Origin of the sequence: Brevibacterium marinum (genome assembly GCF_011927955.1) — a bacterium.
GTDB classification, from domain to species: Bacteria; Actinomycetota; Actinomycetes; order Actinomycetales; family Brevibacteriaceae; genus Brevibacterium; species Brevibacterium marinum.
Map to the genome: position 1 here is coordinate 692,104 of NZ_JAATJN010000001.1, position 26,509 is coordinate 718,612.

Sequence of the window (26,509 nt, forward strand, 5' to 3'; positions counted from 1 at the left end):
CGTCATTGTAGTGGCAGTGCGGAATCGACCGCCACTGCCTCCCAAACTACTCGTTCTCAAGGAAGATGTGACGTGAAAGAAGAAATCTGGGACATCATCGTTGTCGGTGCCGGTTCAGCAGGTGCCGCGTTCGCCGTCCGCTCGGCACAGAAGGGCAAACGCGTTCTCCTCGTCGAGGCCGGTCGCGACTATCGGTCGGCGGAGATGCACGAGGCATGGCGATCGCCGAACCCAGCGGTTCCTCTCATGGATCCCGATGCCACAGAGGGCATGGTGTGGACGGATCTCAATGCAACCCGCACAGACGTGCAGCCCGAAGCACCGTACTGGCGGGGGAAGGGCGTGGGAGGCAGCTCGTCGATCAATGGTCAGATCGCGATCCGCCCTCCGCTCGCCGATTTCGCTGACTGGTCGAGCGCCGGATGCGAGGGCTGGTCGGCGGCGGACGTCCTTCCCTATTTCGCCAAGCTGGAGAACGACGAGGAATTCGGCGACGCCGACTATCACGGCAACACCGGGCCCACGCCCATCTTCCGCACTCCGCGCGATCGGTGGGGAGCGGTCGACTCGGCCCTGGCCGAGTCCGCCCTGGCCTCAGGCCACCCCTGGGCCCCCGACGTCAATGCCCCGCGAGCCACGGGTGTCTCGCCCTACCCCATCAATTCCCGTGACTCCCGCCGAGTCAGCGTCAACGATGCCTATCTCGAAGGCGCACGTGAGCTGCCCACCCTCACCATCCTCGGCGAGGCGGTCGTCGACCGTGTCCTCTTCGAGGGCACACGTGCCGTCGGTGTCAGCCTCCTCAGCGGAGGAGACATGGAGAGGCGGTATGCGGATACGACCGTCCTCAGCGCCGGGGTCATCCACTCACCGACGATCCTCCTGCGATCCGGCATCGGCCCTGCGCAACAACTCGAGTCCCTGGGCATCGACGTCCTCGCCGATCTCCCGGTGGGACAGGGCCTGCAGGATCATGCGATGGTCACGATCACCCTTCCGCTCAAGGACTCGGCCGGGCTCACCTCACCCGACGATCGCCATACGAATGTGTGCGTGCGCTGGTCGAGCGCGCCGGAGGAGGGGAACGAGGGGGAACGGGACGACGATCTGATGTTCGTGTCGATGAACCAGAGCGTGATCTCCATGGCGACGGCGAACACAGGAGCGGAATTCGGTGCCTACGGCGTCTGGCTCAATCGGTCGGAATCGCGCGGCACGGTCACCCTGGCCTCGCCGGATCCGGGCGAGCAGCCCGTCGTGGCGGAGCGGATGCTCTCGGATCCCGGTGATCGCGCCCGCCTGCGTCACGGCGTCAGAAGCCTCGTCGGGCTGCTCGACCAGGACGCCACGCAGGCCATCCTCGGCGGGCCCGTGAGGGACTGCAACGAGGAGCTCTTCTCGGCCCTCGACGACGATGACGCATTGGATGCCCACCTGCTCGCCACCGTCGCCGATGCGCAGCACGGAACCAGCACCTGCCGCATGGGCAGCGCCGACGATCCGCACTCGGTCGTCGATTCCGACTGCCGGGTGCACGGGTTCGAGCGCCTCCACGTCGTCGACGCATCGATCTTCCCCTCGGCGCCTCGTGCGAACACGAACCTGGCATCCATCATGGTCGGTGAACTCCTGGCCGACCGCATCCACTGACAGATCCCGACACCCACCACCCCCTGACGCCCGTTCCCGACACCTACCAACCCCTGCCACCCATTGGAGACACGAACACAATGACCGATGAGACCGATACGAGAACTCTGCAGAACTTCATCGACGGCGCCTGGACCGGCTCTTTCGACGACACCCTGCTGCCTGTGGTCAACCCCGCGACGCAGGAGACCATCGCCCGATTCCCCCGGGGAAGCGGTGCCGATGTCGACAGGGCCGTCGCGGCCGCGCTGCGGGCCCAAGCCGAATGGAGCGCACTGAGCGTCGAGGACCGCGTGGCACGGATTCTGCGCTGGGCCGATCGGATCGAAGAGCACACGGACGAACTGGCAGAGCTCGAATGCCGGGAGATGGGCAAGCCGGTCGACATCGGACGCAGGTTCATCGCAGCCGGAGTCGCCGGCCTGAGAGCCTCGGCGCAGGAGGGCCTGAGCTATTCCTTCGAGACCTCCACCGACGACCCCGGCGGTGGACGGACTCAGGTCATCCGGCACCCGGTGGGAGTGGCCGCCGTCGTCACGCCGTGGAACTTCCCCGTCACCATGGTTCTGGCGGCTCTGGGACCCGTGCTGGCGTCCGGGAACACCGTGGTCGTCAAACCCTCCGAGCGCTCCCCGCTGTCGACGGTGAGGCTGTTCGAGCTGCTCGATCTTCCCGCCGGGGTGCTCAACCTCGTCCTCGGTGACGTCCACGCCGGTGAGCCCCTGGTCGCCCACGACGACATCGATCTGGTCCACTTCACCGGATCGGTGGCTGCCGGCCGGAAGGTCGGTGCCGCCGCGGGCAGGTCGCTGCACCGTGCGGTGCTGGAGCTCGGCGGCAAGGATCCCGTCATCGTCGATGACGATGTCGATGTCCGGTCGACCGCCGAGGCGGTGGCATTCGGATCGTTCGTCAACACCGGTCAGATCTGCACCTCGATGGAGCGCATCTACGTCCACGAAGCCATCGCCGAAGAGTTCGTCGAGGAGCTGGTCAGAGCAAGCGAAGCCTACGCCTACGACGACGGGCTCAAGTCGGGTGCCATGATGGGTCCTCTGGTCGACGGCAGACAGCGAGACATCGTCCATTCGCAGGTGACTGATGCGGTTTCGCGGGGCGCCACCGTGCGCACAGGCGGTCGGATCCCCGACGGCACGGGATACTTCTACCCTGCGACGGTCATCACCGGCGTCGAGGATTCGATGCCGCTCATGACCGAGGAGACCTTCGGCCCGGTCGCGCCGGTGGCTGTCGTGTCCTCATTCGCGGAAGGAGTTCGGCGGGCATCCCGATCGGCGTTCGGCCTGGCCCTCACCGTCTACTCCCACACGACCGAGCATCTCGAGGCGGCCAAGACCATTCCCGCCGGGGTCATCTGGGTCAACCAGTGGCAGGGAGGCGGAGGTGCGGCAACCTATGAGCCGGCTCGCGCAAGCGGAATGGGTGCCACCGGAGCAACGGCGTCCTACGACGCTGCGACCCGTCCTTCGACGGTTCACACCGCAGCAGCGAGTTCCTGAGCCTCACAGGCGCCGGAGCCGGTCTTCGGCCGCCGGCGGACCCGCCGGACCTCCACCGCCGCTGGACCCGGCGGACCCGCCGGACCTACGCGAGTTTGAGACCGACTTGCCCTGGCGGAATTCGCACGTCATTGTTCTTGTTAACCCCGCAACTCGATTTTATGCGCGAAAGGACGTGCTATGAGCAAGTTCGCAGTGACCAATGCCAACACCGGCCAGGTCGAAGAGGAGTTCGCCTCCGTTCCCAAGGAAGAGATCCCCGGTTACATTGATCGCGCCCACGACGGCCACCTTGCGTGGAAGCAGACGCCGCTGCATGAGCGCGGCGCGATTCTGCGGAAGTTCGCCGACCTCGTCGATGCCAATGCCGATGAGATGACCGACATCATCGGCCGTGAGATGGGCAAGGTCAAGAAGCAGGGCCTCGGCGAGGTGGACAAGGTCGCTCGCACGGCCCGCTGGATGGCCGACAATGCCGCCACCCATCTGGCCCCCACGCATCTCGCCGCCGCAGGTGCGGCCAGCAGCTATGTCCGCCATCAGCCGCTGGGCGTGCTGCTGGGCATCATGCCGTGGAACTTCCCCTACAACCAGATCGCCCGTTTCGTGCTGCCCAACCTCATGGTCGGCAACGCGATCATCATGAAGCAGGCCTCGATCTGCCCGAAGTCCTCACAGTACTTCGCGGATCTCCTCACCGAGGCGGGTCTGCCGAGTGGCGTGTACCAGAACATCTACCTCGACAGCTCGCACGCCGAGGAGATCCTCAAAGACTTCCGTGTCAAGGGCTTCTCGCTCACCGGCTCCGAGGGTGCGGGCGCCTCCGTGGCGGCCATCGCCGCGAAGTACTACAAGCGCGCCGTCCTCGAACTCGGCGGCAACGATCCCGCCGTGGTCCTCGACTCCAAGGACGTGCCGGCGCTGGCCAAGAAGCTCGTCGGCCTGCGCCTGGCGAATGCCGGGCAGGTCTGCACCTCGCCGAAGCGCATGATCGTCGTCGATGATCTCTACGACGAGTTCCTCGCCGAAGCCGTCAAGGCCGCCGAGGCGACGAAGGTCTCGACCTTCGACGACCCCGATGTCGGCATGGGCCCGGTCTCGTCCGAGGGTGCTCGCGATGACATCGTGGCGATGATCGACAAGGCCGTATCGGATGGTGCCACGCTGCACACCGGTGGCAAGAAGCTCGATCGTCCGGGCTGGTTCATGTCGCCTGCCGTCATCTCCGACATCGACCCGAAGTCCGACCTCGGCTGCAACGAGCTCTTCGGTCCGGCCGTCATGGTCTACCGGGCCAAGGACGAAGAGGATGCGCTGCGCCTGGCCAATGACACCGAATACGGGCTCATGAGCTCCGTGTGGACCGATGACCTCGAAAAGGGTGAGCGCTTCGGCGCCGAGATCAACGCCGGCATGACCCTGATCAACTCTCACATGGAATCGGGACCGGAATACCCGTTCGGCGGCATCAACCGCTCGGGCTATGGCCGCGAGAACGCACAGTGGGCATTCCAGGCGTTCACGAACGAGCACCTCATCCGCGTCCACGCCTGAGGAACGTCGCGCCCACCGAGTCGACCGCGTCCCGGTGGCTCGCGAAGTGGATGACGTCCAATAACCGAATAGACGAAGGTCCCGCCGGCTGCCTCCATATCGCTGCCGGCGGGACCTTCTCTACGAGTGCTGTCTCAATAGCGTCTCGAGTGGAGGTAAGGGGACTCGAACCCCTAACCCTCTGCTTGCAAAGCAGATGCGCTACCAATTGCGCCATACCCCCAGAGTACAGACCGATATTACCCGTGATCGTACGGATCTCCCAATCAGTCAAACAGTGACCGGATAATTCACAGATCAATCAGGTTCGGACGTGTCACTTCTCACCCACCTGCCTCTTCAATCTGCGGCCGAACTCCACTTCCGTCCGAGCGGGCATGCACCTTGAGCATTGCAGACACACCGACGACCACAGCAGCGATATGAGCGAGTCTGCTGACGAGAATCACTCCTCCGGCGACGTCCATCGCGGCGAAGAACGGGCCGTAATCGGGTTGGTCGAAGAGCCACAACACAGGTTCGATGATCAAGGAGGCCATACCGATGATCCCGAGTCCGACGAGCAGGACTATTCGAGCCCAATCGTATCCCCGAGCGAACTTCACGATCAGCACGGCCACGGCCCCGTAGATGGTCAGTCGCACGACAATCGCCCCACTGTCGGCGCCGAGGTCATCCAGCGGCCACAACTGAGCCACATTTCGACGAGTCCAGCGACCAGCGCAGCCAACAGTGCCAGTACACCGATTCGTCTCTGTCGACGAGAAACCGCCGGATCGCCCCGTGCCGGATCGACTGAGCTTCTGTTCCACGCTCGTTGTCCCACTCTGTTCGCCTTGGTTCGATGACCTCATTGTGCGCACCTCGGTGAGGGCACAGTCATCACCCGAAAGTACGAACTTGTCGTGCGAAAGCAGCTCTCCAGGGGGATCGCGAATTGCATGCTCGCCGGCAATCCTCTGCCCCATCGCAGCCGCTGCGCTGGCACTCAGGTCACTCGGCGGGTGACTCCGGAACCAGGTCGACCACCTCGGCGGGGGCCTCTTCCTGATCCTCGGGCTTCTTGATCAGGAAGGACAGCACCACGGGAACCAAGGCGATGACCGCGGCCAGCAGGAAGGCACTCTGCGCTCCGGGCGAACCGGCCTCCGCTGCGGAGCGTCCTGCCGCCTGACCGGTGTGCAGGGCGGAGGAGTAGATGGAGATGAGCAGCGCGGTTCCGGCCGCGCCCGCCACCTGCTGCATGGTGTTCAGCGCCGCTGACCCGTGGGAGTACAGCTTCGCCCTGAGCGATCCCAGGGAAGCCGAGAACAGGGGAGTGAACGATGCGGCCAGGCCCAGGGACATCACTGTCTGGATGACGACGAGCACCCAGGTGGTCGTGCCGATGGAGACCAGCGAGTAGGCGAACAGCGATCCTGCGATCATGATCGATCCCGGGATCAGCAGTGTCCGCGGGCCCCGGGAGTCGTAGATGCGGCCCATCAGGGGCGCCAAGACGCCCATGAGAATGGAGCCGGGCAGGAGGACGAGACCCGACTGGGTAGCGTTGAGCCCGGCGACGTTCTGCAGGTAGAGAGGCAGCAGGGACAAGGTTCCGAACATCGCCAGCGACACGATGGCCATGATGATGACGGCGATGACATAGTTCTTCGTCGAGAAGACTCGGAGGTCGAGCAGCGCGCGATCCTCCCTCTGCAGCATCAGCTGGCGCCAGAGGAACACGGCGAGGAACACCATTCCCACAGCAATCGCGGTCCAGGCCAGGCCGGTCGTCGACCCTCCGCCCGTGTCGCCTCCGTGGCCCCCGCCGAACTGGCTGAGACCGAAGACGATTCCACCGAAGGCGAAGACGGAGAGGACGATGGAGACCATGTCGATCGGAGCATGGGTGCTCTCGCCGAGGTTGGTCATCCACTTCGCGCCGAGACCGAGGGCGATGAGCGCAATGGGCAGGACGATGGCGAAGAGCCAGCGCCAGCCCAGTGAGTCGAGCACGATGCCCGACATCGTCGGTCCGATCGCAGGGGCGAGCGAGATGACGAGACCGATCCGGCCCATCATTCTGCCGCGGGAGTGCGGGGGGACGACGTTCATCATCGTCGTCATGAGCAGGGGCATCATGATGCCGGTGCCTGCGGCCTGGACCACGCGACCGACGAGCAGCAGCGCGAATCCGGGCGCCACGAGACAGATCAGCGTGCCCGAGGAGAAGAGGATCATCGCGGCCAGGAAGACCTGACGGGTGGTGAATCGCTGCAGGATGAAGCCGGTCGTGGGGATGACAACGGCCATGGTCAGCATGAACGCACTGGTCAGCCATTGACCGAGCTCAGGTGGGATCCCCAATGTCGCGTTGAGGTCCGGGATGGCGATGGCCATCGTCGTTTCGTTGAGGATGGCGACGAAGGCGGCTACCAGGAGCAGCCAGATCACCTTCATGCCCGCGGGATCGATGGTGTCTGCCTGCGAATCGTTCGGGCGTGGGGGCGAGGTGTCGCTGGACAAGGGAGAACTCCGATCAGGTGATGTGATCAATGGCCGAACAATCGGCTTCAGCCGCCCGCCCCGCGGGGCGTGGGCGCGTCCGGAATCGTCGGGGGAGACACACGGACACACTCGACAACGATGACAGGCGCAAACTTATTCCGCGGACGAGACAGAAAACTCTCGGCCACCGAACGAGAGCACATCCGCGGACAGCTCGATGTCCCAGGATAAAGGCTCCGAACCGAGCCGGTCCGAAGCCTTTCGTCATCTGGTGGAGGTAAGGGGACTCGAACCCCTAACCCTCTGCTTGCAAAGCAGATGCGCTACCAATTGCGCCATACCCCCAAAGGGAATCCCCTCACACCGAGTCGGTGTGTTCGGACCACTCGGCCTGGGCACTCTGATTGTTGTGCCGCCACCGGAAGAACACTCCCAGCCCCACCAGAGTGAGACCGCTGAGAATCCATTTCTTCATGATCCTCCTCGAAAGGATGTGGGCCTACCTGGACTTGAACCAGGGACCTCTTCGTTATCAGCGAAGCGCTCTAACCGCCTGAGCTATAGGCCCTTTTCAGGGTGAACCCGAGGTAAAACGATACCCAACGGGTCATGCCAACACAAATCCGCTGACGGTGACTCGCCTCACACGGCTCCGCCATCGGCTGCGATCAGTTTATCAACCCTCCGACGGCGGTGCCGAGCCCATGTGTAGGGATTCGCAACCACTGTGCAGGGCTTCGGAACCGCCGTCGTCACATCACCGGAACGAGCTCGAATCCGCTCTCAGTCGTCGAAGTTCCGCAGTCGTCGGGGATCCGCAGCCGTCGGTGTCAGTCGTCGGTCAGCGTCAGGTGGAAGCCGCCGGCGATGAGGGATCCGATGTTGTAGATGAACGCCGCCAAGGTCGACAATGCCGTCATCAGGACGATGTTGATGACCGCGATGATGAAGCCGGCCGCAACGACCCGACCGAATCCGAAGATGCCGATGATCTTCTCAGCCGACTCGGCTCCCGCGAGTTCCGTCATCGTCGCTTCCAGGCCGCCCATGACGCCCGTGGCCTGAAGGACGAGCCAGAGGACGATGAACGCCACGATAGTGGCAATGCCGATGGCCACGGACATGAGGAACGACATCTTCATGACCGACCACGGGTCGACCGCTGAGACGGTCAGACGGACCGTACGCGGGCCTTTCTTCTTCTTATTGCCCTTGCCGCTGTCGACCATGTTCTTGACGCCCATTTTCACGCTGCCGGAACTGGCGCGAACGGTGTTGCCGGCGGATCCCGTCGCCGAGGTGGTCGGACCGCTTCCGGACGACGAACCCTGCGATCCGGCGGCCTGAGCCGAGGGCGCCGAGCCTGAGGACGCAGACCCCGAAGAGGACTGTCCGGCCGCTGCCGAACCGCCCCCGGGCTGTTCCGCCGAAGGAGCACGATTCGGCTTCGGCGAGACTTTGGGCGCCGGAGGAGTGACGACCCGGGTTTTGTCCGGGGCCTTGTTCGAACTGCCCGAACTGCCCGAACCGGTCGAGCCTGTCGAGCCCGAACCCGCCGAATCACCGGACTCGGACGAATCGGACTTGTCCCCGTTCTTCTCCGATCCTGCCGTCAAGCGGGTGGATCCACTGGACGTGCGTATGATCTTGCCTGAGCCTGGCTGTTTGTTGTCGCTCACTCTTCCACATCCTCGCTGCCGGACTGAGGCTCTGCGTCCTCACCCTCGTGTTCCTCAGCTTCTTCGTCCAACTCTTCGACCACGGTCTCGGGTCCACGCGTTACTGCGATGATACGGTCATTCCTGCCCGGTTTTGCGAACACCACACCCATCGTGTTGCGTCCCTTCGCCGGAACTTCATCGATGTTCGAGCGCACGATCTTACCGCGCTCCATGACGACGAGGACTTCTTCCCCTTCGTCGACGATGAGCCCGCCAACCAAGTCTCCGCGCTGTTCGGTGATCTTGGCAACCCGGATTCCGAGTCCGCCACGGCCCTGGAGCCGGTACTCGTCGACCGGAGTCCGCTTGGCATAGCCGGCTTCGGTGACGACGAAGACGAACGTGTCCGGCTGGATGACGTCCATCGTCAGCAGCTCGTCATCGCCCTTGAACTTCATGCCGGTGACACCGCCGGTGACTCGGCCCAGGGGACGGATCGAATCGTCATCGGCCGCGAAGCGGATCGACATCCCCTTGCGGGAGATCATGAGCAGATGGTCATCGGCGCTGACGATCCGCGCCGACATCAGCTCGTCCGGTTGCCCCTTGTACTCACGAAGGTTGATCGCGATGACGCCGCCGGTGCGGTTGGAGTCGTACTCGCTCAGACGGGTCTTCTTCACCACACCGGACTTCGTGGCCAGGATGAGGAAGTCGGCTTCCTCGTAGTCGCGGATCGAAAGCACCTTGGCGATCGTCTCGTCCGGCTGCAGCGCGAGGAGGTTCGCGACGTGCTGACCCTTGGCATCACGTGAGCCCTCAGGCAGTTCGTAGGCCTTGGCACGGTAGACGCGGCCCGTGTTCGTGAAGAACAGCAGCCAGTTGTGGGTGGAGGTGACGAAGAACTGATCGACGACATCGTCGCCGCGCAGTGCTGCTCCCTTGATGCCCTTGCCGCCGCGGTGCTGAGCCCGGTACAGGTGGTTCTGGGTCCGCTTGGCATACCCGCCGCGGGTGATGGTGACGACGACCTCCTCCTCCGGGATCAGGTCCTCCATCGACACGTCTCCGTCGAATCCGGCCAGGATCCTCGTCCGCCGGTCATCACCGTAGCGTTCGACGACCTCGTCGAGCTCCTCCGAGACGATCTCGCGCTGACGGGAGGGAGTCGCAAGGATGTATTTGTACTCGGCGATCTGCTCCTCGATCTTCTCGGCCTCTTCCTGGATCTTGAGACGCTCGAGGGCGGCCAGACGTCGCAGCTGCAGGTCCAGAATGGCATTGGCCTGGATCTCATCGACCTCGAGGAGGTCCATCAGGCCCGTGCGCGCCTCGTCGGAGGACGGTGAGCGGCGGATCAGAGCGATGACCTCGTCGAGGGCGTCGAGAGCCTTGAGATAGCCTCGCAGGATGTGAGCACGCTCTTCGGCCTTGCGCAGACGGAACTCGGTCCGGCGGACGATGACTTCGATCTGGTGCTTGACCCACAGGCGCAGGAAGGAGTCGATGCTCAGCGTGCGCGGGACGCTGTCGACCAGAGCGAGCATGTTCGCGGAGAAGTTCTCCTGCAGCGAGGTGTGCTTGTAGAGGTTGTTGAGCACGACCTTGGCCACAGCATCGCGCTTGAGCACGATGACCAGCCGCTGACCGGTGCGCCCCGAGGACTCGTCGCGGAGGTCGGCGATGCCGGCGACCTTTCCGTCCTTGACGTAGGAGGCGATCTTCGCGGCCAGGGTGTCGGGGTTGACCATGTAGGGCAGCTCGGTGACGACCAGGCAGGTGCGTCCCTGGATCTCCTCGACCTCGACGACGGCGCGCTGGGTGATCGAACCGCGCCCGGTGCGGTAGGTGTCCTCGATGCCCTTGCGTCCCAGGACCGTCGCCCCCATCGGGAAGTCCGGGCCCTTGATGATGCCGAGCAGTGCTTCGAGGGCCTCCTCCTTGCTCGCTTCGGGGTGGGACAGCAGCCACTGTGCCCCGGCGGCAACCTCAGTGAGGTTGTGCGGCGGGATGTTCGTCGCCATACCCACGGCGATACCGGAGGAGCCGTTGACCAGCAGGTTCGGAATCCGTGAGGGCAGAACCACGGGTTCCTGGTTGCGACCGTCGTAGTTGTCCTGGAAGTCGACGGTGCCCTCTTCGATGTCCCTGACCATCTCCATGGCCAGGGGCGCCATCTTGCACTCGGTGTAACGGGGTGCGGCTGCGCCGTCGTCACCGGGCGAGCCGAAATTGCCCTGTCCTGCGACCAACGGGTAGCGCATCGTCCACGGCTGCACGAGGCGGACCATCGCATCGTAGATCGCCGTGTCGCCGTGCGGGTGGTACTGGCCCATGACGTCTCCGACGACGCGTGAGCACTTGGAGAAGTTGCGGTCCGGCCGGTAGCCGCCGTCGAACATCGCGTACAGCACGCGCCGATGCACGGGCTTGAGTCCGTCACGGACGTCGGGCAGGGCACGGCCGACGATCACGCTCATCGCGTAATCGAGGTACGACCTCTGCATCTCGAGATTGAGATCAACCTGTTCGACACGGTTGAGTTCTGTTCCGATATCGTTTTCGTCAGCCAATGTGGGCTCTTCCCTTGTGTCTTAATCGCGCAGGACGGCGGTGAGTGAGTTCATGAGAGTCTGTGTTCCCGTCGGATCCCGGCAGCGACCGGGAACCGACGGCGGGGATCAGATGTCGAGGAAGCGAACGTCTTTCGCATTCTCCTGGATGAAGCGCCGACGCGAATCCACATCGTCGCCCATGAGGACCGTGAAGATCTCGTCGGCCATGATCGCGTCGTCGAGCGAGACCTGTTTGAGCAGTCTGTGGTCGGGATCCATCGTGGTCTCCCACAGCTCCGAATAGTTCATCTCGCCCAGACCCTTGTAGCGCTGAATCGCCAGGTCCTTGGGCAGACGCTTGCCCGCGGCCCGTCCGGTTTCGAGCAGTCCGTCGCGTTCGTTGTCGGTGTAGGCGAACTGGTGAGCCGAATTCGACCACTTGATCCGGTACAGGGGCGGAGTCGCCAAGAACACGTACCCGTGTTCGATCAGAGGCTTCATGTACCGGAAGATCAGCGTGAGCAGCAGAGTCGTGATGTGCTGACCATCGACGTCCGCGTCGGCCATGAGCACGATCTTGTGGTAGCGCAGCTTCTCGAGTTCGAACTCCTCGCCGATGCCGGTGCCGAAGGCGGTGATCATGGCCTGGACCTCGTTGTTGCCGAGAGCCCGGTCGAGTCGCGCCTTCTCCACATTGAGGATCTTGCCGCGCAGGGGCAGGATCGCCTGAGTGTGCGGGTTGCGGCCCTGGGTCGCGGAGCCGCCTGCGGAATCACCCTCGACGATGAAGACTTCGGAGATCGTCGGGTCCTTGGTCTGGCAGTCCTTGAGCTTGCCGGGCATACCCGAGGATTCGAGGAGTCCCTTGCGGCGGGTGGCTTCGCGGGCCTTGCGTGCGGCCATCCTCGCCTGCGAGGCCTGCAGTGCCTTGCGGACGACGTCCTTGGCCTGAGCCGGATTCGACTCCAACCAGTGTCCGAGCTCATCGCGGACGACGCGCTGGACGAAGCCCTTGACCTCGGAGTTGCCCAGCTTCGTCTTCGTCTGTCCCTCGAACTGCGGATCGCCGAGCTTGACCGAGATGACCGCTGTCAGCCCCTCGCGGACGTCATCGCCGGTGAGGTTGGCGTCCTTCTCCCGCAGCAGCTTCTGTTCGCGGGCGTAGTTGTTGATCAGCGAGGTCAGCGCCGTGCGGAATCCCTCTTCGTGTGTACCGCCCTCGTGGGTGTTGATGACGTTGGCGTAGGTGTGGACCGATTCGCTGAAGGAGGTCGTCCACTGCATGGCGATCTCGAGCGAGAGCGTCTCCACTCCCTCTTCGGCTTCGAAGACGATGACGTCCGGATGGACGAGGTCGGCCTTCTTCGTCGAGTTCAGGTACTGCACGTAGTCGAGGAGACCGTGCTCGTAGTGGTAGGTGGCCTCACGTGGTTTGGTCTCGGCTTCGTCGTCCTCGTCGATCTGGACGTTGTCGTCGTCGACCTGTGCGTGGCGCTCGTCGGTCAGGCTGATCTTCATGCCCTTGTTGAGGAAGGCCATCTGCTGGAAGCGAGCACGCAGGTACTCATAGGAGAAGTCGGTGGTCTCGAAGATCGTGGAGTCCGGCCAGAAGGTGACCATCGTTCCGGTCTCCGAGGTCTCTTCGCCGCGGCGGAGCTCGCCGGTGGGCACGCCCTTCTCGAAGTCCATGCTCCAGACGTAGCCGTCACGCCGGACCTCGACCTCCAGGCGTTCGGACAGCGCGTTGACCACTGTCGAACCCACACCGTGCAGGCCGCCGGCCACGGCATAGCCGCCTCCGCCGAACTTGCCGCCGGCGTGCAGGATGGTCAGGATCACCTCGACGGTGGGCTTGCCTTCGGTGGGGTGCATCGCCACAGGCATGCCGCGCCCGTCGTCGACGACTCTCACACCGCCGTCGGCGAGGATCGTCACCTCGATGTGGTCGCAGTACCCGGCCATCGCCTCGTCGACGGAGTTGTCGACGATCTCCTGAACCAGGTGGTGGAGACCACGTTCCGAGGTCGAACCGATGTACATGCCGGGTCGTTTGCGAACTGCTTCGAGACCCTCGAGTACCGTAATGTCCCCGGCATCGTAATGGGGTAGATCCTCGGTCGTCATATGACTCCTTGTGGGGGTGGGCGCTAACAGCTACCCATTCTACCGCGCTGCGACCAGAAATGCCCGTAAGCGGCACACTATGGTGCATTTGCGGAATTTTTAAGCCTCAGATGTACCCCCGGGCACGAAAGGGACCGGCTATCGCCGTTTAAGGCCCTCTAACGTTCTTCGGATCTGTCTCGAAGACGACTCCCGATATCAGCCGAAGGTATCGCGCGGTCCGCGACCGGTCACGCTGCGCCTGCCCCTCTTGAAACTGCGGCCCTGTGGCCCGCGGATCTCGATCTCCGTGATCGTCTGGGAGCCGAGGCCGGCTTCCAGGGCCCTGAGGATCGTGGGCTTGAGGACGCGCAGCTGAGTCGCCCAGGTCGTCGAGTCGGCGGCGATGATCAGCAGAGGCGGGGAGAAGTCGACGGGTCTGCAGTGCAACGCCACCTGTTCGCCGACCAGATCGGGCCACCGGCCGAGGACCTTGCCGATGTCGATCGACGACGACCAGCCTCGGGCAGAGATCAGCTTTCCCAGTGCCGACGAGATCGCTGCCGGATCGCGCTTGTCCTTGCCCGCCGAGGAGTACACGGCTTCACCGCGCAGCCGTGACCGGCGGCGGCTCCGGACGAACTTCGCCTCGGTCGCCTCCATCCGTCGCACCCGGTCGAGGGCTTCGAGTGCCGCCACCGGAGTCGAGACGTCCTTCTCGATGCCGCTCATGGCACCAGCCGGTCCTGACCGATCCGGCGACCTTCGAGTCCCTCCGGCAGGTCGCCGTCGACGGCGGCAGTGATGAAGACCTGTTCGGCCTCGGTGATCCGTGAGGCCAGTCGGCTGCGACGTCCGGTGTCGAGTTCGGCGAAGACATCGTCGAGGACGAGGATCGGCTGTTCGGCGGTCGACCCGGCATCGGAGCTGAGCAGATCCCAGCCGGCCAGCTGCATCGCCAGAGCCAGGGACCAGGTCTCCCCGTGGGAGGCATAGCCCTTCGCAGGGTGGTCGCCGATCGTCAGCGCCAGATCGTCGCGACCGGGACCGTGCAGGGTCAGCCCGCGCTCGATCTCCGTCGTGCGCCGGCGCTCGAGCGCGGCCAGCAGCAGTTCCCGGCATTCGGCGGGGGATTCGGCCTGCGAATAGTCGATGCGCGAATCATAGCGAGCCCTGACTCCCTGTCGCTCCAGCCGGGCGTCGGCGGCGATGAAGGCGAAGTTGTCCTGCAGGGGTTCGACGATGTCGGCGAGGATGCGCCGGCGACCGAAGACCAGCTCCGAGGCCGCGTCGGCATAGGCCATGTTCCAGATGTCCAGGGTTGCTTCCAAGCCGGGGTCACGGTCTTCGCGCAGACGCTTGAGCAGTGCGTTGCGCTGTTTGAGAGCACGTTCGAAGTCCGCGATCACCGAGGAATAGCGGGGATTGCGGGACACGACGAGGGTGTCGATCCAGGAGCGGCGCTCGGCCGGCTCGCCACGGACCAGACTGAGGTCCTCGGGTGCGAAGACCACGCAGGAGACGAGTCCGAGGATCTCCTTCAACTTCACCGGCGATCGGTTGACCCGTGCCCGGTTGGCGCCCTTCGCTTGGATCGTGACTTCCACCGTGGCATGGCGCTGATCGCGATTGACCAGAGCGGAGGCGGTTGCCGACTGTGCGGCCTCGTGCACCAGCGGTGCATCGAAGGCCACTCGGTGGGACCGCTGGTGCGCCAGATACCCGATGGCTTCGACGATATTGGTCTTGCCTGTGCCGTTGTCGGCCACGAATGTGGTGACTCCGGGCTCGAACTCGAGGTCGAGTTCGGGATAGGACCGGTAGTTACGCAGTGAGAGTCTCGATATCCACATTCAGATGCGGGTGGGCATGAGCAGGTATCGATACGACTCGTCGGCCGATGATTCCAGATCCTTCTGTCCTGAGATGATGACGGGCTTCATCGGCTGGGTGAACGAGAAGTTCACGTAGGGGCTCTCGACAGCTGCGAGGCCCTCGGCGATGTAGTGGGGGTTGAACCCGACGGTGATCGGCTCGCCCTGCAGCACCGCCTCGACGGCTTCGGAGGCCTGAGCGTCGTCGCCGGTTCCGGCATAGAGGGTGAGCATTCCGTCGCTGACTTCGAATCGCAGCGGAGTGTTGCGCTCGGCGACCAGGGAGACGCGGCGAACCGCTTCCCTGAGCACACCCGTCTCGACGATGGCGTGGATCGGCACCGAGTCAGGGAAGAGTGATCGGACCTTGGGGTATTCGCCTTCGACGAGCAGCGATGTCGTGACTCGTCCCGCCGAGGTGAAGGAGATGAGGTCCTTGCCCGCGTCGTTGCTCAGCCCGATTGTGACGTCACCGCCGAGGGACTTGGACACGTCCGAGAGTGTGCGCCCCCGCAGCAGTGCCACGGCGGAGACGTCCGGACGACCGGGATTCCACGTGAACTCACGGACGGCGAGGCGGTAGCGGTCAGTGGCGAGGAGTGTGACCTTCTCGCCTTCGATCTCGACGCGCACGCTGGTCAGGATCGGCAGTGTGTCATCCTTCGACGTTGCGATCGTGACCTGGGACACCGAGTTCTGGAACTCTCCGGCGGAGACGGTGCCGGAGGCATCGGGAATCTGAGGCAGTGCCGGGTATTCGCCCACGGGCATCGTCATCAGCGAGAACCGGGACGAGCCGCAGGTGACGTCGACCTTCGAATCGACCTGCTCCAGTGTCACTTCCTGGTTGGGCAGAGCCTTCGAGATGTCGGCGAGGAGACGGCCGGAGACGAGGACGGTACCGGCCGTGACCACCTCGGCGTCGATCTCGACTCGGGATGAGACTTCGTAGTCGAAGACAGCGAGGCGGACGGTCCCACCGGTTTCGGCGGTGATGAGGATTCCAGTCAGGACCGGTGCGGAGGGGCGACTGGGGAGAGTCTTGGTAGCCCATGTCACCGCATCGGCGAGGACGTCGCGGTTGACTTTGAACTTCAGGGGAGATGCTTCGGCGTTCACTTTACTCCTTCGGGGTGGCCACCCGACGTACTCAAGTCACTGGCTGGGCGTTGCTGGGAAAACTTTACACAGCCTATCGGAAATCTGAGCATCCCGGCATGGGGCAGCCGACAACCTCATCACAGCGGACCCGGGCAGACCGAGACCGCCATGATCTCGCATTCGAGAATCGACCGTGACGCTGTGTTCGAATTTCAGATCGTGCCGTGTGCGGGCCTCGAGCATGAGCTCGAGAAGTTCCCCACCCCGCCGATGCAGTCGGTGGCGGTCACCCTCTTATTACTTGAATTCAATGAGTAGAAGTATCAGCACCTGTGGAGATTGTGGATAACCAGCGGCTACGCCCGAGTAGTCAAGGTTCGTGCGCTCCACATGGGTGTGGATGCCCTGTGTACCTCCACGCATGCTTCGGTGGGCGCTTGGGTAAGCACATCCATGTAGTTCACATCCGTCCACTCAGGCCGTGGAGTTATCCACCATTCTATCCCCAGGATACGTGGTTTGTCCCCATGGTTATCCACATATGTGTATACCGTGTTCTATAGGCGATGTTGCTGTTTAATGCGGTTTGTTAATTCGGTGACCTGAGTGTAGACCGCGCGGCGTTCAGCCATCTGAGTTCGAATCTTCTTGTTCGCATGCATCACGGTCGTGTGATCGCGGCCGCCGAAGGCCTGACCGATCTTCGGCAGCGACAGCTCCGTGAGTTCGCGGCACAGATACATGGCGATCTGCCGTGCCGTGGTCAGGGTCCGAGAACGGGAGGTCCCACACAGATCATCGAGGGTGAGGCTGAAGTAGGCAGCGGTCTGACCCATGATGTCGGCGGCGGAGATGGCTGGGGTGTCGTCCTGGGTGATGAAGTCCTTGAGGACGGTCTCGGCCAGACTGACGTCGACCTGCTGATCGTTGAGGTTGGCGAAGGCGGTCACACGAATGAGAGCGCCCTCGAGTTCGCGGATGTTCGAGGAGATCCGCGAGGCGATGTATTCGAGGACGTCATTGGGAACATCGAGATGTTCTCCGGCCGCCTTGCGGCGCAGAATCGCGAAGCGCGTCTCCATGTCCGGGGGCTGCACGTCTGTCAGGAGGCCCCATTCGAAGCGTGAGCGAAGCCGCTCCTCGAAGCCCTTGAGCATCTTCGGCGGCTGGTCGGAGGTGATGACGACCTGTTTGACCTCATTGTGCAGGGCATTGAAGGTGTGGAAGAACTCTTCGACGGTCGCGTCCTTGCCCTGCAGGAACTGGATGTCGTCGATCATCAGGATGTCGACCTCGCGGTAGCGACGTTGGAACGCCGGTCGCAGGGAGTTCGAGGTCTTCGACGAGCCGATCGTGTTGATGAAGTCGTTGACGAACTCTTCGCTCGAGACGTATTTCACGCGGATCTCGGGGAACAGCTGGGTCGCGTAGTAGCCGATTGCGTGCAGGAGGTGCGTCTTGCCCAGTCCCGAATCGCCGTAGATGAACAGGGGGTTGTAGGCCTTGGCCGGGGCCTCGGCCACGGCGAACGCCGCAGCATGGGCGAAGCGGTTGGACGCACCGATGACGAAGGTGTCGAAGGTGTACTTCGGGTTGAGCTGGGCGACGCCGGGAACCTCGACCGGTGGAGTGGACTGGGCGGCGGTCGCCTCGGCGATCTTCATCTCTCGCGTCGTTCTTTCCCCAGGTGCCCCGTTGCCGGGTGCCGGCCCGGAATCCTCGTACCGGGGCGACTGCGGCTGCGGATGAGGTGCGCGGTCGTAGGGGGCGGGGATCCGAGGCTGAGCGGACGCGGCCTGTGACGGTGCATGGGCCGGTGACCCCGTGGATCCCATCGCCGAGGTGGAGGTCTCCGGATCGATCTCGATCGGTGAGCCCGGTGTGGGTTCCCCGATGAGATCTTCGAACCTGATCGGTACGTCGAGTTCGGGATCGACCACGAATCCGAAGGTCACCTCGAAGCCGAGGACGTGGGAGAACTCTCTCGTCAGCGGACCGAGGAGCCGGGTCTCGATGGTTCTGCGCGTGTGCTCATCGCGGACAGCGAGAAGGACCAGTGCGTTGTCGACGAGGGCCTTGGGAACGGCGAGTGAGAGGAAGCCCTTCTGATGGGCGGTCAGACCGGGGTCCTGATCCAGGGTCGAGACCACCGTCCGCCATTGGCTGATGAGCTCATTCTTGGAATTCGACACCGTCACTCTTCCTCCGTTTTCGTAGTTGCTTCTTGGCATGGTCCACACCTGTGTATGACTTCCACATAGTTTTCCACAGTTTGTGGAGAACTGACGAGTCATCCCAGTATTCCTCCACACTGGTGGATAACCATGTGGATAACTACACGCTTGTTACTTGTGGACGACCGCAGACGTCGGGAGAATGAACTTCGGCGAATAGGGCGCCACGGTGACGTGAAACATTCGCCTCGGGTTTGACCGGCTTCTTCGACCTTGGCTAAGATGGAGTGTCCTGTGTACCGGGCTTCATCCGATTATCTTGACTATCTTTTGGCTCTTACGCACAGGAGTGCTCGGCGGTCGAGACTCTCACCGCCGTTTTTTGTGAGAACGCATCGGTGTTCGCCCGCAACCTAGAAATCGGAGACATGAAGTGAGTAAGCGTACTTTCCAGCCCAGCAACCGCAAGCGTGCCAAGAAGCACGGTTTCCGTCTGCGCATGCGCACCCGTGCGGGCCGTTCGATCCTGGCCGCACGTCGTCGTAAGGGACGTGCCGAAGTTTCGGCATAAGTGTGATCACCGCGGCTCACCGGATCCGCAGCGGCGAAGATTTCAGAAGAGTCTTCAAGGCTGGTGTCCGCGTGCGCTCGGGCCATCTGATGGCGCACAGTCTCATAGACAATGATGATTCCCACGCCGCGCGCGTGGGTTTCATCGTATCCAAAGCCGTTGGAAATGCTGTTCGACGGAATCGGGTGAAGCGTCGTCTCCGAGAGATCATGCGAGTCAGGTTGGACAGTTTGGAGCCCGGCACCCTGTTCGTGGTTCGAGCGCTGCCACATGCGGCAGGGGCAGACTTCACGGAGCTCGAGTCCGAGGTCACGTTGCTGATGGACAAAGCTCGGAAGAAGCTAGAGAGCCGTGGACGCCGAACATGATCTGAAGCATCCTTCGGAGGTGCCGCGCCGGCCGACAGGATTCCGGCCCACGCTCTGGTGGGTGATGCGCATCGGGCCGCGGATGCCATTCGTCTGGTTGATCAGAGCCTATCGAGTGGTGGTGTCCCCGATGTACGGACAGGTCTGCCGATATTATCCCAGCTGCTCGATGTACGGCCTGGAAGCCTTCGAGATTCACGGAGTTCTCAAGGGAATGGTGTTAACTGGTTGGCGGATACTGCGATGCAATCCCTTCTCCCACGGCGGGGTGGACCATGTTCCCGGTTCAGCGCGCCAGGCCCGCTCCGAATCGATGCACACCGATGAGGGCCACTGACAATTGACGACGTCCGTGCGGCGGTTGCGCTGCCCGGTTGAGGTCGCGAACAGCTGGCGGCTTGAGCCTCACACGTGCACTGAGGCAGGACCGAGGGTTCTGTGTCGCGAAGACCTGCGAACAATGGCAAAATGAACGATCGTGAAGAATCGTTGTAACGAGGAGAACTGAATGGACTGGATGGACAAGCTGCTCTACCCGCTGCAGTGGGTAGTTGCTTGGATCCTCGCGATCTTCCACGAGATCTTTACCGCAATCGGACTTCCAGCGGACAACGGCTGGACCTGGGCGCTGTCGATTGCCGGACTGACTGTCGTCATTCGTGCATTGCTGATCCCTCTGTTCGTCTACCAGATCAAGTCTCAGCGGAAGATGCAGCTGCTGCAGCCTCAGATCCAACGACTGCAGGCCAAATACAAGGGCAAGAAGGACCAGTACTCGCGTCAGGCCATGGCCGAAGAGCAGATGAATCTGTTCCGCGACAACAAGACGAGCCCTTGGGCCTCGTGTCTGCCGCTCCTCGTGCAGATGCCCATCTTCTTCTCTCTCTTCCGCGTTATCCACAACATGCCCAAGGTGGCATCCGGCTCCATTGACGCGATCGGCGGATTCACTCAGGATCTTGCGATCCAGGCTGAGAATTCCAGTGTCTTCGGGATCTCGCTGTCGGCGACGTTCCAGGATCCCGGTATAAGTGTGAAGCTGCTCACCGGTGTTCTCATCATCATCATGGCCTCGACCATGTTCATCACGCAGAAGCAGATGATGGCGAAGAACATGACGGAGACCGCCGCAGCGAATCCGATGATGCAGTCGCAGAAGATGCTGCTCTACGTCATGCCTCTCGTCTTCGGCATCGGCGGCATCTACTTCCCACTCGGCGTCCTCATCTACTGGTTGGTCTCGAACACCTGGACCATGGCGCAGCAGCACACGGTCATCCGGAACATGCCGGCTCCCGGCTCCAAGGCGGAGAAGGAGATGCTCGAGCGCAGGGCTCGCAAGGGCAAAACCGTGCAGCAGCCCGAGATCAAGGGCGGCAGCGACGCCGCCGGCGAACAGGATGCGAAGCCCACCGGTCAGGGTCAGAGACAGCAGCCGGTGAGTAAGAACCGCAAGAAGAACAAGAAGCGCTGAGGAAGAACATGACTGAAGACAACGTTGACGAGAACGTGGAAGAGAAGACCGCGAAGCCGACTCGCGCCGAACTCCTCGAAGAGGAAGGCGACATCGCGGCGGACTACCTCGAAGAACTCATGGACATCGCTGACATCGACGGTGATATCGACATCGATGTCGGAGACGGTCGTGCTCAACTGTCGATCGTCTGCGAGGACGGCGAGCAGTCCAACCTCCGCACCCTCGTGGGCAGAGACGGCAAAACTCTCGGAGCACTGCAGGAGCTGAGCCGGCTGGCCGTCCAGACCAGCACGGGACAGCGGTCATGGCTGATGCTCGACATCGACGGCTTCCGCAACAACCGGCGTGACGAACTCATCAAAAAGGCACAGAAGGCCATCGATGGCGTCAAAGAGTCCGGAGATGAGTTCGCCTTCAATCCCATGAACAGCTTTGAGCGCAAGATCATTCACGATCAGGTCGCTCGGGCCGGACTGGTTTCGGAGTCCGAAGGTGAGGGTGACGGGCGCCATGTGCTCGTCCGTCCTGTTGATGACTGACCTGACTGCTCTCGAAATTCCTCCCGCCCGGACCGAAGACTACTTCGGTGCCGCTTATCCGGCGGCTGCCCGTTATACAGAGCATCTGGCCACAACCGGAATCGAATGGGGACTGATCGGACCACGTGAGGTCGACAGACTGTGGACCAGACACATCCTCAACTGCGCGGTCGTCGCCGAATTCATCTCAGACAGCGACGTCGTCGGCGACGTGGGCAGCGGTGCCGGCCTACCGGGAATCCCCATCGCCCTGCTCCGGCCCGAGACACAGGTGGTGCTCATCGAACCGATGGAACGCCGTGTCGAGTGGCTGAGTATGGTCGTCGACGACTTGGGGCTGGACAATGTGCGCATCGTCCGGGCTCGGGTCGAGGAACTCGTCGATGAGGAGATGTTCACCGTCGTCACCGCCCGAGCGGTCAAGGCAATGACAACGCTGATCGAATGGACTCACGAGGTGATGGGCCCCGAGGGGAGGATCCTCGCGCTGAAGGGTGCCTCGGTTGAGGCCGAGCTGGCGAAGACGAAGAAGCTTCTCAAACGATATCGACTCACTCAGCCGAAGATCCACATCGTCGACGGTGGAATCCTTGACGTCCCGAGCCGTGTTGTCGAGATGGTCAAGAAATAGTACGAAGTAGATTTGGTCTAGGCTGAGAATAGCTTTGTGAAACCAATGGATGATGGAGTGCGCCGAATGCCGATCATGGACGAGTCGTCTCCCATAGGTGCTGCAATCGCGCGCGACAATCGTCGCGCCGATCGTCTGTCCCAGGCGAGTTTTCCGAAACCGGACTCCACCCGTGTCTTCACCATCGCCAACCAGAAGGGCGGCGTCGGCAAGACGACCACGGCAGTGAATATCGCCGCGGCATTGGCCAATCAGAATCTCAACGTGCTGCTCATCGACATCGATCCTCAGGGCAATGCGAGTACTGCTTTGGGCATCGACCACTACTCCGACGTCACCAGCATCTACGACGTGATCATCGATGATGTTCCGATGCGTGAGTCTGTGGCGCAATGCCCTGATTTCGAGACCCTCACATGCGTACCTGCAACCATCGATCTCGCCGGCGCTGAGATCGAACTGGTCTCGCTCGTTGCTCGTGAGCAGCGTCTCCAACGTTCCCTCGGTCATTACCTCGATGAGCAGGCTGCCGCGGGCAATCGGGTGGATTATGTCATCGTCGACTGTCCGCCCAGCCTCGGACTTCTGACAGTCAACGCCTTCGTCGCCGCTCGAGAGGTCCTCATTCCCATTCAGTGCGAATACTATGCGCTCGAGGGGCTGAGTCAGCTGTTGAAGAACATCCAGCTCATCCAGAAACATCTCAACCCTGAGCTGGCGATCTCGACGATTCTGCTTACGATGTATGATGGGCGGACGAATCTCAGCTCACAAGTTGCCGATGATGTTCGGACGCATTTCCCCGAACAGGTTCTGTCGAGTTCGATCCCGCGCTCCGTGCGGATCTCGGAGGCTCCCAGCTACGGTCAGACCGTCATATCCTATGATCCCCATTCCAGTGGCGCCTTGTCCTATCGAGAAGCTGCCGAAGAAATCGCTATACGAGGAGTAAATCGTGGCTGAACGCAGCAGGAAGCGTGGTTTAGGTAGGGGGCTGGGTGCCTTGATCCCGGATGGGGCGTCCGACGACCGACCGGTCGACGTGTTCTTCTCAGGAGGCGAGGCAGAAGAGGGCAAGGAATCCGACGAGGGGGCGAAGGCACCGCGCGCGGCTCGTAACGATCCTGCAGCCTCTATGCAGTCGTCCCGACGTCGTAAACCGAAAAGCGCTGATTCCGGCTCGTCGACGACCAAGAGAGTGAAGGATACAGACACCTCGTCGGAGACTGCGCCGACGAAGTCCGCCGCAGCTGCGAGGACTGGGTCAACGAAGACCCAGGCAGGGAAGTCCGGGTCAACTAAGTCGGAGGCGACCAAGAACCAGGGGACGAAGGCCGGGTCGACGAAGACCCAGGCGACGAAGGGCGGGTCGACGAAGAAGTCAGGATCGGCGAATTCCGCGTCGGGAGAGACCTCGTCGGGAAAGACCTCGTCGGGATCCGCCAAGACTTCGGCCTCCAAGACACGCACCTCGAACGCTTCGGCAGCCAAGGCTGCCGGATCCAAATCATCCGACTCGGAGACGTCACCCAAATCGACGTCTCAGCAGACAACTCAGTCGGAGACTGCGCCGACGAAGTCCACCGCGGCGAAGTCCAACTCTTCGAAGACCGCCCCGGCCAGATCCACCGTTTCGGAGACGAGCTCCTCGAAGTCGAAAGATGTTACCCAGACCCAAGCTGCACCGGCGGCGAAGGCGTCGGGCACGGTTGGAGAGTTTTCCACAGCCAAGGCCGAATCCACAACGCAATCGCAACACGATGCGGTCGATGACGGCGGGGTCAATGCTTCGCAGACGTCAACATCGGGTGACCGGAATGCGGAATCGGCTGATTCCACAGAAGCACATCCTCGTTCTTCTGAGCGTCCGGCTGGAAGTGGTTCCCCAGGTTCCGAACCGGGCGGTAGAGACTCTACAGTCGGTGATGACGTCTTTGAAACTCATCCCGGCGTCTACAGGTCAGGCCACGAAAGGTTCGACGAAGCACGCGAGTCAACGCAGTCGTCCACCGACGATACTACAACTGAAGTTTCCGGGCGGTCCGACCAGGCCAGTGTCAGTGAAACCTGGAGCGAAGGCGATGGCTCCCGCGACTCGTCCACGGCCGCTGACGACGATCAGGTAGAGCCCGGCGTCGATTCGATTCCGGATACTGAGTTCGGCGAAATCAGGGTGGACCTGGTTGATGCGAACCCGCGCCAGCCCCGGACATCCTTCGATGAAGATCAGCTGAGCGAACTTGTCCACAGTATCCGAGAGATCGGCGTACTTCAGCCTGTCGTCGTGCGGCAGAAGCCGAGCCAACCGGAACGCTTTGAACTCATCATGGGTGAGCGTCGACTCCGGGCGACGAAGGATGCCGGGCTGGAGACCATTCCTGCCATCATCCGTTATGTCGATGACACGGATCTGCTGCGTGACGCCCTACTTGAGAATCTGCATCGTGCGGAACTGAACCCACTGGAGGAAGCCGCCGCGTACGGGCAGTTACTCGAAGACTTCGGCTGCACGCAGGAAGAGCTCTCAGACCGCATCGGCCGCTCGCGCCCCCAGATTTCGAACACGCTGCGCCTGCTGCGTCTGCCGCCTTTGGTACAGCGTCGCGTTGCGGCAGGCGTGATCTCCGCTGGTCATGCTCGCGCAATCTTGGGACTGAGGGAACCGGAACATATGGAAATCCTCGCTCAGAGGATCGTTGCCGAGGGGTTGTCGGTTCGTGCGTCGGAGGAGGCCGTAGTCCTGCTGAACCGCGGCGACTCGATGAATGTTCCACGTGCAACGCCTCAGGTTGACCCTCAATTCATCGCGGTCGCCGAACGTCTTGGAGATCGGTTGGATACCAAGGTCAACATCACGGTCGGTAAGAAGAAGGGAAAACTGAGCGTCGAATTCGCCAATCAGGATGACCTGGATCGTATTCTTGATCTTCTCGGAGTGGAGGCAGCTGCCGAGTAGGTCTCGGACTTCAGCCAGGTAAGCCGAGGCGGTTTTGGAAGGTTCCGATCTTTCGAAACCGCCTCTTTTGGTTCACCTATGGTGTTTCTGCATTCTTGCTGGTGTCGGAACAGTAGTAACGGTCTGTATTGGACACGTAGCCAGGTGGCCACGTGTTGTGCTCGGTCGCATAAGCGTTCCACGTGAAACACTCACGTGACCTTTGCCGTGGGGCTGCAGGAGATGCCCTTCTCTTCCCATTTTAGGACTGTGGCGTGAGCGCCGAGACATTTCTTGCTGGGGTACAGACTATTGGCGCTGTAGACATCTGCCCGCGTGATGTCGGCGATTATGTCGCCTCACACTTTTGTTTTGCATGTGTGTCGCGATTCTGGTTCGAGGTCGGTCCCGTAGGTCGGCTTCCACTTCACGCGGATTGCACCGTGTCAGGTCTGTGTTGGCTCATCCATTGGACGGACCGCTATCGTTTCACGTGGAACGGCGGAACCCTCGAGTGGGCCGACATCGCCTGTCGAAGCTCTGGTCACCCTGCCCTGTCGAAGGTATGCCAGACTGAAGAGGGTGAGCGCGGTAAGGTCCCAACGCGGACTTTGGCTTTGTTCTTGACGAAGTTCTGTGCGATCTAGCGTCTGGTCAATGGTCTTCGCTAAGGATTCGCTGCACTGTTGAGACCTATTAGGCACCCCGTTCGCCTGTCGCTACTGCCGATTCTTCGCGCGGGAGATTGGGTGTTTTACGTGAAACCCGTGGCAAATGCGGACCGACCCTATTTCGGGAATCGGTTATTTCGACCACTGATTTCTACCTAAGCAGACACCGAGATCTAGCTCGTTGCATTCCAATAGGCCGTCGTACGTCAGTGACGTTTCACATGAGACAGTCTTGTCTGGCTCGGTGGCGCAATCGACAGTTGGTCTGATCGGATTCAACGGGACGGAAAACGCAGAGCATCAGGACGGTGTCCTCGTTTCCCCCGGTCTGTCTGGATTCAGTTTGCTTGAAGAATCCAGGCGAGGCTACGGGGCTGGATCTACATGACCGACGAGTCGTTGTAGTCGAAGTGCAAAGGTGGCCGTCCGCGGTTCAGAATTCGGTCGATCGCTTGTACATGGAGAAACCCTTCCGGCAATGGTCATACTTTGCTGTGAGTGTGGATGTATTGCGCGTTCAGCGAGGTGTCCTCCGACCGGTTTCACGTGGAACATTGGTATTGCACTGTTTGGATCGCCTATTCAGTATTTGAGTTTGCAGTTTCGTCGGCCACCGTTATGAAGAAGCTCAGGTG

21 protein-coding genes and 3 tRNA genes are annotated in these 26,509 nt (G+C 62.0%); 11 read left to right on the forward strand and 13 right to left on the reverse strand.

Annotated features, from left to right (window positions below):
* The first annotated feature begins 72 nt into the window (after window positions 1-72).
* The 3 genes from BKA07_RS03025 to BKA07_RS03035 all read left to right on the forward strand — a co-directional run bounded on the left by BKA07_RS03025 (window position 73) and on the right by BKA07_RS03035 (window position 4,724).
* Window positions 73-1,650 (forward strand): GMC family oxidoreductase N-terminal domain-containing protein, encoded by a 1,578-nt coding sequence (locus tag BKA07_RS03025; RefSeq protein WP_167949597.1) that lies wholly within the window; start codon window positions 73-75, stop codon window positions 1,648-1,650.
* 80 nt (window positions 1,651-1,730) lie between these two features.
* Window positions 1,731-3,170 carry an aldehyde dehydrogenase family protein gene (locus BKA07_RS03030; protein ID WP_167949598.1) on the forward strand — a complete coding sequence of 480 codons (1,440 nt, stop codon included), beginning with the start codon at window positions 1,731-1,733 and terminating at the stop codon, window positions 3,168-3,170.
* 180 nt (window positions 3,171-3,350) lie between these two features.
* A complete protein-coding gene (locus BKA07_RS03035; RefSeq protein ID WP_167949599.1) occupies window positions 3,351-4,724 on the forward strand; it encodes an aldehyde dehydrogenase family protein in 1,374 nt (457 codons plus the stop codon).
* A gap of 150 nt (window positions 4,725-4,874) precedes the next feature.
* Here BKA07_RS03035 and BKA07_RS03040 read toward each other — a convergent pair.
* From BKA07_RS03040 to dnaA, 12 genes are all read right to left on the reverse strand, one after another.
* Window positions 4,875-4,947 (reverse strand) — tRNA-Ala (locus BKA07_RS03040).
* 100 nt (window positions 4,948-5,047) lie between these two features.
* On the reverse strand, window positions 5,048-5,413 hold the full coding sequence (locus BKA07_RS03045; RefSeq protein WP_167949600.1) for a hypothetical protein: 366 nt from the start codon (window positions 5,411-5,413) through the stop codon (window positions 5,048-5,050).
* Between the two features lie 304 nt (window positions 5,414-5,717).
* Window positions 5,718-7,166: a DHA2 family efflux MFS transporter permease subunit gene (locus BKA07_RS03050; protein WP_167952803.1), complete on the reverse strand. Its 1,449-nt coding sequence runs from the start codon at window positions 7,164-7,166 to the stop codon at window positions 5,718-5,720.
* A gap of 317 nt (window positions 7,167-7,483) precedes the next feature.
* Window positions 7,484-7,559 (reverse strand) — tRNA-Ala (locus BKA07_RS03055).
* Window positions 7,560-7,708: 149 nt separating this feature from the next.
* Window positions 7,709-7,782 (reverse strand) — tRNA-Ile (locus BKA07_RS03060).
* 262 nt (window positions 7,783-8,044) lie between these two features.
* The gene (locus BKA07_RS19160) at window positions 8,045-8,830 is read right to left on the reverse strand and encodes a DUF3566 domain-containing protein (protein ID WP_245161814.1); all 786 of its coding nucleotides are present in this window, start codon (window positions 8,828-8,830) and stop codon (window positions 8,045-8,047) included.
* Window positions 8,831-8,889: 59 nt separating this feature from the next.
* A complete protein-coding gene (gene gyrA, locus BKA07_RS03070) occupies window positions 8,890-11,448 on the reverse strand; it encodes a DNA gyrase subunit A (protein ID WP_167949601.1) in 2,559 nt (852 codons plus the stop codon).
* A gap of 108 nt (window positions 11,449-11,556) precedes the next feature.
* Complete coding sequence (gyrB, locus tag BKA07_RS03075) at window positions 11,557-13,554, reverse strand: DNA topoisomerase (ATP-hydrolyzing) subunit B (RefSeq protein ID WP_167949602.1); 1,998 nt, start codon at window positions 13,552-13,554, stop codon at window positions 11,557-11,559.
* Window positions 13,555-13,752: 198 nt separating this feature from the next.
* Window positions 13,753-14,265, reverse strand: coding sequence for a DciA family protein (locus BKA07_RS03080; RefSeq protein ID WP_167949603.1), 513 nt, complete (start codon window positions 14,263-14,265; stop codon window positions 13,753-13,755).
* Window positions 14,262-15,386, reverse strand: a complete 1,125-nt coding sequence (recF, locus tag BKA07_RS03085) for a DNA replication/repair protein RecF (protein ID WP_167949604.1) — start codon at window positions 15,384-15,386, stop codon at window positions 14,262-14,264. The genes BKA07_RS03080 and recF overlap by 4 nt, the downstream gene beginning before the upstream one ends.
* Window positions 15,387-16,526 carry a DNA polymerase III subunit beta gene (gene dnaN, locus BKA07_RS03090; protein ID WP_342448975.1) on the reverse strand — a complete coding sequence of 380 codons (1,140 nt, stop codon included), beginning with the start codon at window positions 16,524-16,526 and terminating at the stop codon, window positions 15,387-15,389.
* Window positions 16,527-17,065: 539 nt separating this feature from the next.
* Window positions 17,066-18,700 carry a chromosomal replication initiator protein DnaA gene (gene dnaA, locus BKA07_RS03095; protein ID WP_167949605.1) on the reverse strand — a complete coding sequence of 545 codons (1,635 nt, stop codon included), beginning with the start codon at window positions 18,698-18,700 and terminating at the stop codon, window positions 17,066-17,068.
* 415 nt (window positions 18,701-19,115) lie between these two features.
* Here dnaA and rpmH point away from each other — a divergent pair, with 415 nt between their 5' ends.
* From rpmH to BKA07_RS03130, 7 genes are all read left to right on the forward strand, one after another.
* The gene (gene rpmH / locus BKA07_RS03100; protein WP_167949606.1) at window positions 19,116-19,253 is read left to right on the forward strand and encodes a 50S ribosomal protein L34; all 138 of its coding nucleotides are present in this window, start codon (window positions 19,116-19,118) and stop codon (window positions 19,251-19,253) included.
* 71 nt (window positions 19,254-19,324) lie between these two features.
* Window positions 19,325-19,621 (forward strand): ribonuclease P protein component, encoded by a 297-nt coding sequence (gene rnpA / locus BKA07_RS18980; protein ID WP_425339347.1) that lies wholly within the window; start codon window positions 19,325-19,327, stop codon window positions 19,619-19,621.
* A gap of 82 nt (window positions 19,622-19,703) precedes the next feature.
* Window positions 19,704-19,958, forward strand: coding sequence for a membrane protein insertion efficiency factor YidD (gene yidD / locus BKA07_RS03110; protein ID WP_342449132.1), 255 nt, complete (start codon window positions 19,704-19,706; stop codon window positions 19,956-19,958).
* Between the two features lie 171 nt (window positions 19,959-20,129).
* The gene (gene yidC / locus BKA07_RS03115) at window positions 20,130-21,095 is read left to right on the forward strand and encodes a membrane protein insertase YidC (RefSeq protein WP_167949608.1); all 966 of its coding nucleotides are present in this window, start codon (window positions 20,130-20,132) and stop codon (window positions 21,093-21,095) included.
* 8 nt (window positions 21,096-21,103) lie between these two features.
* Window positions 21,104-21,637: a Jag family protein gene (locus BKA07_RS03120; protein ID WP_167949609.1), complete on the forward strand. Its 534-nt coding sequence runs from the start codon at window positions 21,104-21,106 to the stop codon at window positions 21,635-21,637.
* Window positions 21,630-22,268 carry a 16S rRNA (guanine(527)-N(7))-methyltransferase RsmG gene (rsmG, locus tag BKA07_RS03125; protein ID WP_245161815.1) on the forward strand — a complete coding sequence of 213 codons (639 nt, stop codon included), beginning with the start codon at window positions 21,630-21,632 and terminating at the stop codon, window positions 22,266-22,268. Before BKA07_RS03120 ends, rsmG begins: the two co-directional genes overlap by 8 nt.
* Before the next feature lie 66 nt (window positions 22,269-22,334).
* Window positions 22,335-23,231, forward strand: coding sequence for a ParA family protein (locus BKA07_RS03130; RefSeq protein ID WP_245161816.1), 897 nt, complete (start codon window positions 22,335-22,337; stop codon window positions 23,229-23,231).
* Window positions 23,232-23,822: 591 nt separating this feature from the next.
* Here BKA07_RS03130 and BKA07_RS19690 read toward each other — a convergent pair.
* Entirely contained in the window at window positions 23,823-23,993 is a 171-nt protein-coding gene (locus BKA07_RS19690) for a hypothetical protein (protein ID WP_245161817.1), read from the reverse strand.
* 448 nt (window positions 23,994-24,441) lie between these two features.
* Here BKA07_RS19690 and BKA07_RS19695 point away from each other — a divergent pair, with 448 nt between their 5' ends.
* The gene (locus BKA07_RS19695; RefSeq protein WP_425339312.1) at window positions 24,442-25,224 is read left to right on the forward strand and encodes a ParB/RepB/Spo0J family partition protein; all 783 of its coding nucleotides are present in this window, start codon (window positions 24,442-24,444) and stop codon (window positions 25,222-25,224) included.
* The last annotated feature ends 1,285 nt before the right edge of the window (window positions 25,225-26,509 follow it).

Bases quoted from the DNA above. Each gene is read 5' to 3' on its own strand.
- BKA07_RS03030 (WP_167949598.1), top strand. From the start codon at position 1,731: ATGACCGATGAGACCGATACGAGAACTCTGCAGAACTTCATCGACGGC.
- BKA07_RS03035 (WP_167949599.1), top strand. From the start codon at position 3,351: ATGAGCAAGTTCGCAGTGACCAATGCCAACACCGGCCAGGTCGAAGAG.
- BKA07_RS03050 (WP_167952803.1), bottom strand. From the start codon at position 7,166: ATGAAGGTGATCTGGCTGCTCCTGGTAGCCGCCTTCGTCGCCATCCTC.
- gyrB (WP_167949602.1), bottom strand. From the start codon at position 13,554: ATGACGACCGAGGATCTACCCCATTACGATGCCGGGGACATTACGGTA.
- BKA07_RS03080 (WP_167949603.1), bottom strand. From the start codon at position 14,265: ATGAGCGGCATCGAGAAGGACGTCTCGACTCCGGTGGCGGCACTCGAA.
- recF (WP_167949604.1), bottom strand. From the start codon at position 15,386: ATGTGGATATCGAGACTCTCACTGCGTAACTACCGGTCCTATCCCGAA.
- yidD (WP_342449132.1), top strand. From the start codon at position 19,704: ATGCCATTCGTCTGGTTGATCAGAGCCTATCGAGTGGTGGTGTCCCCG.
- yidC (WP_167949608.1), top strand. From the start codon at position 20,130: ATGGACTGGATGGACAAGCTGCTCTACCCGCTGCAGTGGGTAGTTGCT.
- BKA07_RS03120 (WP_167949609.1), top strand. From the start codon at position 21,104: ATGACTGAAGACAACGTTGACGAGAACGTGGAAGAGAAGACCGCGAAG.
- rsmG (WP_245161815.1), top strand. From the start codon at position 21,630: ATGACTGACCTGACTGCTCTCGAAATTCCTCCCGCCCGGACCGAAGAC.
- BKA07_RS03130 (WP_245161816.1), top strand. From the start codon at position 22,335: ATGCCGATCATGGACGAGTCGTCTCCCATAGGTGCTGCAATCGCGCGC.